Genomic DNA, 7,744 nt, shown 5'->3' with positions numbered 1-7,744 from the left:
CCAGTAAGGACATCATCCCCAGCACCGCCGTCCACGCTGTCATTCCCGTCGCCCCCGTCCAAAACGTCAGACCCGGGTCCGCCCTGAAGTATGTCATTCCCATCGAGGCCGAGGAGAGTGTCCGGACCGACACCACCGACAAGCGTGTCGTCGCCGGATGTCCCGGTTAGCGACATGCCCGCCGGTGCGCTCCCATCCGGCGGGTATGGTGGGAAGAAGTTGGCCTCGGAGAAGTCGGTTGCGGTGGTGTTCTGCAGGATCGCGACGGTGACGTAATTGTCGCCGCCGCCGTCCAGGTCCACCTGCAGGAGCGTGTCGGCGCCATCCTGTTGCAGGCGCATGAACCCCGCTCCGAAGGGGTTGGCGTTGCCGTCCCAGCCGGTGATCGGGCCATTCAGGATGGCGTCGATATTCAGCAGGTCGTGTGCCGGATCGAAGTCAGTCACCTTGATTGCGCTCGTCGCCGTGCCGTCCCAGGACTGGATCACCAGGGTGTCCTGATCCGTGTCACCAGTGAGCCCGTCACCGAGTGTATAGACCCCATCAGATATTTTGGCGCTCACCTGAATCACGTCCGCGCCAGTGCCGGCGATCAGATGCACCGAGGAGTCCCCATTGGCGCCCGCTCTCGTGATGAGGTCGTTGCCCGCACCAGCGTCGATGGTGTAGTCGCCACCGTTTCGGTAGCTTTGCTTCAGGTGGATCGTATCATTGCCGTCGCCGCCCGAGATGATGAACACACCGCCATACGGATCACGCGTGTCGATCACATCGTCGCCGTCGCCGCCGTCCAGAATGACCGTAGCGTTGACGGAATTGTACACACCAAAGTAGTCGTTTCCGGCGCCACCATCAATGGAGTAGGTTCCACCAAGCAAAAATTCGAGTGAAACGCTGTCGGCACCGTCGCCACCGAGAATGTCAACGTCACCGTCGTAATTGTATATCGAAAACTCATCGTTTCCTGCGCCGCCGTCCAGAAGTTTGGTCCCGGTCAGCGTGTTGTAGGTGCTGTCATAGAAGGTGTCGTTCCCCTCTCCACCGATGAGGACGTCATTCCCGTAATTGATCCTGATCTGGTCGTCGCCCGCTCCGGCATCAACGTAGTCGTCCCCGTTCCCATCACTCAGCGTGTCGGTCCCATCGCCGCCGAGGAGCGTATCATTCCCATCGCCTCCCGACAGGTTGTCATTGCCGGAACCGCCGTCCAGACTGTCCGTGCCGTCCCCGCCGATCAGGGTGTCCACCCCAAGCCCGCCAGTAAGGACATCATCCCCAGCACCGCCGTCCACGCTGTCATTCCCGTCGCCCCCGTCCAAAACGTCAGACCCGGGAAGCCCGGAAATCGTGTCGTTCCCACCGAGTCCGAAAATCAGGTCACCTTGAATCGTGCCAATGATTAGGTCGTCATTTGGAGTACCGTTGATCTGGCTGCCGTCAAGCACAGCGAGATCGAAGGTCGTCGAACGGGCTTGGCCGTCTTCTTCTGTCGCGATCACCGACACTTCGAAAATGCCGACATCGCCGGCCCCCGGAGCATTTGCTGCGAAGGTCAATGTCCGCGTACCGGCGTCGAAGGTGAGCCAGGATGGGAGGGCCGAACCATCCGCCAATGTCACACTGTAGGTGATTGGCCCGCCCTCGTCGTCGTCGACGAACAAGTCCGCCGGCAGCTGATAGCTGTATCCCAGGTCGACGAACGCGGATTGCGCCGGGATCTCTCCGTTCAGCACCGGTGGGTCGTCTTCGTTGGAGATGTGCAGCATGACCGTCGCCGTGTCGGTGCCGCCGTTGCCGTCGGTCACCGTATAGGTGAAGCTGTCGTCGATCGTCGCACCGCCGGTCAGTTCCGCGAAAGGCGGGATGGTCGAGGGATCATACGAAACTGTGCCGTCGCCATTGAGCGTGACGGTCGCACCGAGCGCGCTGGCGCCCAGGACGGAGCCGATGGAGAGCGGATCGAGGTCCGGATCGGTGTCATTGGACAAGAGGGTGTCCAGCACCACGGCGCCGCCATAGGTGTAGATCGTGCCGGCAATGTGGTCGTCACCAGCGTCTGGCGGCAGGTTGTCAGTCACACCCTCGACCACGAGCGTTGCGGTATTCGAGGTGACCGTAATCCCGTCGGAGACTCCGTAGTTGACGGTCAACGTGCGGTTCTCTCCGTCGTTGAGCGCGTCATATTGGAACGGGTCGATGGTGATCGTCCCATCGCCGTTGTCGCTGAAAGCAACTGCGTTGCCGAGGTCGTCGGAAACACTAATGTCCGTGGCGGACAGCACCGTGCCGTTGTCAACGTCAGTCTGTCCTGCGAGCAGGTCGATCACGACCGGAGCAGCGTCCTCACTCGCCGAGCCCGCGTCGATCGCCGTCACGACCGGTGCGTCGTTGGTACCAGTGACGGTGACGGTGACAATCGACGTAGCAGTAGCCCCGTGGCTATCGGTGGCAGACACCTCGACCGCCACATCCCTGGTTTCGCCATCCGCAAGGTCTTGGAAATCGGCGCCCGGATCGAAGGTCAGCGTTGTGCCCGAGATGGACGCCGTCCCTTCGGTTGATGCACCGGTAATTCTGTAGGACAGAGTCGTCCCGTCGTCATCGCTGTCGATGTCGTTGGCGATCGCGGCGAGGTCCAAGTCGAAAGAGGGGCCATCCTCAGTCACATGGATGACGGCCGGCTCGATCGTCGGTGCGTCGTTCGTACCGGTGACGACGAAGGAGATGTCGTTTTCTGCCCAAGCCCCATGGCTGTCGGTCGCTCGAACCGTGACCACCACAGTACGTGTTTCACCCTCGGCGAGGTTCTGGAAATCGGCGCCCGGATCGAAGGTCAATGCCGTGCCCCCGATGGACGCCGTGCCCTCGGTTGGCACACCCGTGACAGTGTAGGACAGAGTCGTTTCGTCGTCATCGGTGTCGACATCGGCCCCGAGGACCGCAAGATCCACGTCGACGGACGGTCCGTCCTCTACGGCCGAGGCAACGGTTGCCTGAAGTGTAGGCGCATCGTTCTGGCCCGTGATCGTAAGCGTCACGGTCGCAGGGGCCACGCTCTCAAAACCCTTTTCATCGACGATAGTGTACTGAAACACGATCGTGTCGGTTGCACCTTCGGCCAGATCGTTGAACGAGATCGTGGGGTCGAAGGAAAGGGTGCCGTCCGAGAAGACCGCCAATTGAGCGAGCCGTCCTCCGGACGACGTAACCGAGATTGGCGCGCCCGAAAAAAGCGGCAGACCAGCAACTGCAGAGATGTTGAACAAATCGCCGTTGGGGTCGTAATCCGAACCAGACCCGTTGTCACCAAACAGGCTCAAAGAAAGCAACGTGTCTTCGTCCATCCCAAGAACATCATCTTGTGCAACTGGGGCCTGACCAGGCGGAGAAACATTGCCCAGACCGGGTGGTGTTATTGGCGGTTGACCGGGAGGATTGATGGGGGGGACGTTTCCGTTGCCGTTGCCGTTGCCGTTGCCGTTGCCGTTGCCAGGCATTCTTTCCTCCACTTGCTACGTGCGTCAGATTCCGCCAGCTCGCGTCAGACGATAGCGCGGGTCTTGAAAATAGAAAAAAAATTCCCGAACGCAACGATTAGTCGCATTGCTCCCCTGTGTCTGTTGCCGGGAGGCCCGTGCCGACTGCCTTTTTCAAAAACAGGCGCCAGCGAATGAATTCATCACATGCCGCACGATTCGCGTCGTGAACTACTTGTCGGTGCCGCAACTGCAAGCCCAAGGCGTGCCAGTCGTTACTTGCTGCCGCGTGGGTCTGTCGCTGGAGAAAGTCGACCTCCTGATGGCTGGCGGACGCCGCCTTCGACCGGCTGATTCCGCTTCTTTCAGATCTTGTCCGTATGCGGATTCGAAGAAGCGGTCATTCAAAGCAACTGCACAAATGGCGGGTTGGTCCGCATGTGAGACGCTCGATACCGGCGCAGCGAAGGTCCGGTTCAGAAAATGGTCTTGAAGCCCGGACTGAACGGCAGCTTTCGCCGTTTCGACTCGGGTTTCTCGCGGTCGCAGAGAAAAGCCGGTGTCCGCCCCTGTTGACCGTTCCAATCTTTTTTGCAACCCGTCAGCTTGCTACCTCAATGGTCACACTCAGCAACCATTCGCCCTGGATGACCTCGCGTTCGCCGGTTTCGTTATCCACAATTTCGTGTGGCGCGTCCCCTTGTGTCGAATCGAGACTGGCGGCAGGTATTCGTTCCGAGGAGAGCAGACCTCAACCCAAAGCAGAACAGATTCATCGGAACGCCCATCTCGCGATGGAAAGCGCCTCGGCGCTTAACGCATCATTGCGCCCGATCACTCGACCCGTGCCCTACGGCACGGGGTGCCGCAGGTATGAGCTCGGCCCATCCTCGAATATATATGAGGATGATTTGCCATGGCTTTGCCCCCGCGCCTTTTCTTTACCCTTCAGGAAGTGACCGCCCGCTGGGGTTGCAACATCGCCGATGTGGCAGGATGGGCCGCAGGCGGAAGGTTCCGCATCATGACCGGTATCGGTCTGGTGCTTTGTGGTAATGAAGTAGCCGCGGGTCAGGTGGTGATTTCCCCAATGGATCTTCTGCCGCTCTTTCGCCGCTGCGGGACCGGCCCGACCGAAGGCGTGGTGCGCCGGATCATGCCCGCCGGGGCTACGGATTGGCAGATCATCACCGACCCGCCGGACGGTGTTGTCGTGGCGGTTGCCGACATGATGATCCAGGCAGATGAGGTACACGCCTTCGAGGAAGACAACGACATGGTGCGCCGCGTGACGTCTGGGTCGGGATCATCCACTCCCTACGATTGGGATGGAATGAACATCGCGCTCATCCAACGCATTCATGATCATGGCCTACCTGCGACGCAGGCGGAACTCGTCGCCGACATGCAAGACTGGTTCGCCGATCGCTCGAACGGCAAGAAGATGCCGGACGAGCGCAGCATCCGCCGAAAGGTCACACCAGTCTGGCGGGCGCTGCAAAAAGATCACGCGTGATGATTTGAGATGGTTCTGGATCACGCCGATTTGACGGAATCCCGGTCGTTGGCGTCATGGACCAGTCGGGGTTTCGGGCGGAAGGCGCTGGCCACCGCGTCCACGCCGGCCCGCAAGGGCGAGTCCATCAGATGGGCGTAACGCAATGTCGTCTGCATCTGGCTATGCCCCAGCAGCTTGCCAATCATCTCGAGAGAAGCACCCCCGCTGACCAGGAGCGAGGCAAAGGTGTGCCGCAGGTCGTGGATCCGCACATCCTGTAACCCACACTGCTTCTGGACCTGCGCCCAGAACCGCCGCACCTCCTGCACCGGTTGACCAGGCGCATCACCCGGAAACAGCCACGGCGTGCCGCCTGGCACCAGAAGCTGGCGCTGGCGCACGATGGCGGCGGTCTCCTCCGAGATTGGTACCCGGTGCGCGCGGCGCTGTTTCGTCATGGTGGGTGGCTTCGACCAGCTCATGTGTTCGAGGTTGAACTGCTCGAACCGGGCCTGACGCACCTCACCCAACCGGGCGCCGGTCAACATGCAGAGGCGAATGATATCCGCCGCGCGCCGATCGTCAGCGGCTTCGAGCGCGGCGGCGAGACGTCCGATTTCTTCTCTGGACAGAAACCGCTCACGCGGTGTCTCGGTGCGGCGATGAAAGCGCTGGGCGGGGTTGTCCTCGCACCAGCCCCACTGAACGGCCAGCGTGAACATCTTGCGCAGCATCTCCCCGATCCGGTTGGCGCGTACCGGGGTAGGCTTGACACCCTGCAGCTTTCGCGCCCGGTTGTTCGGCTTGTCCTTATGCGGACGCGCCCTGCCCTCGGCGATCTTGGTCAGGAGCTTGTCCACGTCGGTGGGCGTGATTTCCGTGACGAGCTTGCGGCCCCAGACCGGGGCCACCAGTTTGGACAATGCCGACCGCTGATCGGCCGCGCTGCGCTCTGACAGTTTGGGCAGATGTTCCGCGCAATAGCGTTCGATCAGATCGGTCACGCGAGGCGCTTCCCGCTTTGCCTCGCGCTGGGCAAGAGGATCGCCCCCGGCATCGATCTCGCGCCGCAGCTCCTTCGCCCGCTCCCGGGCCGCCGCCACCGACCAGTCCGGCCAGCGTGCAAAGGTCATCCGCCGCTGTCGCCCGGCATGGCGATAGTCCAGCGTGAAGGCCCTCCCGCCGCCACGGTATATGCACACCGCAAAGCCGCGCAGGTCGGCGTCGAAGATCTGGTAGTCGCGCCCCCTCACAGGCTCGGCCTCGCGGAGCAGTTTCTCGGTCAGTTTGATGCGGTCCGGCATGAACTCAGTCCTTGTTGCATCCGACATGAGGCGTGGTTTCGCCTGACTATCAAGACAAGCATGGGGACCTGGGTGGCAGGGAGGCAGAGGATGGCAAAGAGGTCGCTATACTGTTGCCACCCCTTGTTTTTCTAAGGTTTCTGCATTGGCGAGTTCATAACGACCTCTTGCGGCATGACGGCTGCCAGCATCACGCGCGAAAGACCGGGCCAATATGTCGCCAAACCGGGCTGTGAACGCACTCGAACTTGTAAATCTCCAGAGAATTCAATGGGTGGCAGGGGGTCCCTGCCGGATGCCACCCCCTCTTTGTCGGTCAATGTCGGCGAATCTCCTGTAAATCCGGATGTTTGCCGGTGTTTGCAGGCTAGGCGTTCTGTCGGCGCTCCGACCCACCTCCGCCAGGTGCGTGACGTCCCGGGCTGCAAACCGGCAATTCTCCAACAAAACAAGGGGTGGCACGGGGGCGGCGTTCTCACTGCCACCCTCTGCCTCGCCGCCACCCCGTCGGGTCTGCGCTCACTGCTCCCATTGGACGCCCCCGCTTTGGGGCCAGGACCAGGGAGACCCCGATGCCGCATCTCGGATCGATGCCAGAACTCAAAGACAAACCCCGCACCTTGCTGACCGGCTGGATCAGCCGCCTCGATCTTGCGCTGGAACTCGGCCTCTCGGTCGACACCCTGCGCCGGTGGGAGGCCATGCGGACGGGACCACCCTGCGTGCGCGCCGGCCGCAAGGTCTATTATCGCCGCGCCGCCGTCGAGGATTGGCTCGAAGAGCAGGAACAGGCCGCACCCCGCCGCCGTCGGTCCGGAGGGCGTCGCTGATGTCAGGGGCTGATCAATCATCCGCCTGGCCGGCCGAGCGCCTCGCAGAGGCGCGCGCCGTCCTTGCCGATGTCGCCCATCATTCCGATCACTTGATCCGGCTCGCCTGTGACGTGCTGATCCGGCATGGCGAGACTGCGGACGAGCGTGAGGCCGCGCAGCGGCTCCTTGTGGTTGTTGACGCCCGGCGGTCAGTTCAGCGCGCCCAGCGCGAGGATGCCCGGAGGGGAAGGCCATGAAGCGCCGTGGCACACCCGAGGCTGATCTGCAGCGCGCCGTGGTACAGGCGCTACGCTTCGCCCTGCCCCGATCTGCCATCATCCATCACTGCGCCAACGAGGTAACTGAGGCCGGTCCCCGTGGTGCGAAGCGCCAGGCGATCCTCGTCGGCATGGGCGTCCATGCCGGCTTTGCCGATCTGATGGTGCTCTGCGAGGGGCGCGTGCTGTTTCTGGAACTGAAGTCGGTCACGGGCAGGCTCAGTCCGGCGCAGGTCGCGTTTCGGGATGCGGTACTGGCGCAGGGCTTTGGCTGGGCGCTGGTCCGCAGTCTCGATGACGCGCTGGGCACACTGGCTGATCATGGGTTCACCACCCGCATTGCCCCTGCTCTGCGGAGGCCCGCGCCATGAGCCAC

Annotated in this window: 6 protein-coding genes; 4 read left to right on the top strand and 2 right to left on the bottom strand. The window is 62.0% G+C overall.

Features of this window, described 5'->3' with window-relative positions:
- On the bottom strand, positions 1-3,497 hold a 3,497-nt coding region (locus tag MB818_RS21430), incomplete at its 3' end, for a cadherin-like domain-containing protein (protein ID WP_238906424.1).
- A gap of 895 nt (positions 3,498-4,392) precedes the next feature.
- Here MB818_RS21430 and MB818_RS21425 point away from each other — a divergent pair.
- Positions 4,393-4,992 (top strand): hypothetical protein, encoded by a 600-nt coding sequence (locus tag MB818_RS21425; protein ID WP_238906422.1) that lies wholly within the window; start codon positions 4,393-4,395, stop codon positions 4,990-4,992.
- 20 nt (positions 4,993-5,012) lie between these two features.
- On the opposite strand, the gene MB818_RS21420 is transcribed toward MB818_RS21425, so the two are convergent.
- Positions 5,013-6,278, bottom strand: coding sequence for a tyrosine-type recombinase/integrase (locus MB818_RS21420; protein ID WP_238906420.1), 1,266 nt, complete (start codon positions 6,276-6,278; stop codon positions 5,013-5,015).
- 572 nt (positions 6,279-6,850) lie between these two features.
- On the opposite strand from MB818_RS21420, the gene MB818_RS21415 reads away from it, so the two are divergent.
- Genes MB818_RS21415 through MB818_RS21405 form a run of 3 tightly spaced genes read left to right on the top strand, consistent with a single transcriptional unit; the run spans position 6,851 to position 7,739 of the window.
- The gene (locus MB818_RS21415; protein ID WP_238906418.1) at positions 6,851-7,108 is read left to right on the top strand and encodes a helix-turn-helix transcriptional regulator; all 258 of its coding nucleotides are present in this window, start codon (positions 6,851-6,853) and stop codon (positions 7,106-7,108) included.
- Entirely contained in the window at positions 7,108-7,347 is a 240-nt protein-coding gene (locus tag MB818_RS21410; RefSeq protein WP_238906416.1) for a hypothetical protein, read from the top strand. Before MB818_RS21415 ends, MB818_RS21410 begins: the two co-directional genes overlap by 1 nt.
- Complete coding sequence (locus MB818_RS21405) at positions 7,344-7,739, top strand: VRR-NUC domain-containing protein (protein WP_238906414.1); 396 nt, start codon at positions 7,344-7,346, stop codon at positions 7,737-7,739. The genes MB818_RS21410 and MB818_RS21405 overlap by 4 nt, the downstream gene beginning before the upstream one ends.
- Positions 7,740-7,744 lie beyond the last annotated feature (5 nt).

Source organism: Ruegeria alba (assembly GCF_022321465.1).
Lineage (GTDB): Bacteria > Pseudomonadota > Alphaproteobacteria > Rhodobacterales > Rhodobacteraceae > Ruegeria_B > Ruegeria_B alba.
The sequence above is the reverse complement of the archived record's forward strand: the minus strand, read 5'-3'. Positions and strand labels throughout refer to the sequence as shown.

What these genes read in the sequence shown, in the direction of transcription:
- MB818_RS21425 (WP_238906422.1), top strand. Translation starts at nt 4,393, where the DNA reads ATGGCTTTGCCCCCGCGCCTTTTCTTTACCCTTCAGGAAGTGACCGCC.
- MB818_RS21420 (WP_238906420.1), bottom strand. Translation starts at nt 6,278, where the DNA reads ATGCCGGACCGCATCAAACTGACCGAGAAACTGCTCCGCGAGGCCGAG.
- MB818_RS21415 (WP_238906418.1), top strand. Translation starts at nt 6,851, where the DNA reads ATGCCGCATCTCGGATCGATGCCAGAACTCAAAGACAAACCCCGCACC.
- MB818_RS21410 (WP_238906416.1), top strand. Translation starts at nt 7,108, where the DNA reads ATGTCAGGGGCTGATCAATCATCCGCCTGGCCGGCCGAGCGCCTCGCA.
- MB818_RS21405 (WP_238906414.1), top strand. Translation starts at nt 7,344, where the DNA reads ATGAAGCGCCGTGGCACACCCGAGGCTGATCTGCAGCGCGCCGTGGTA.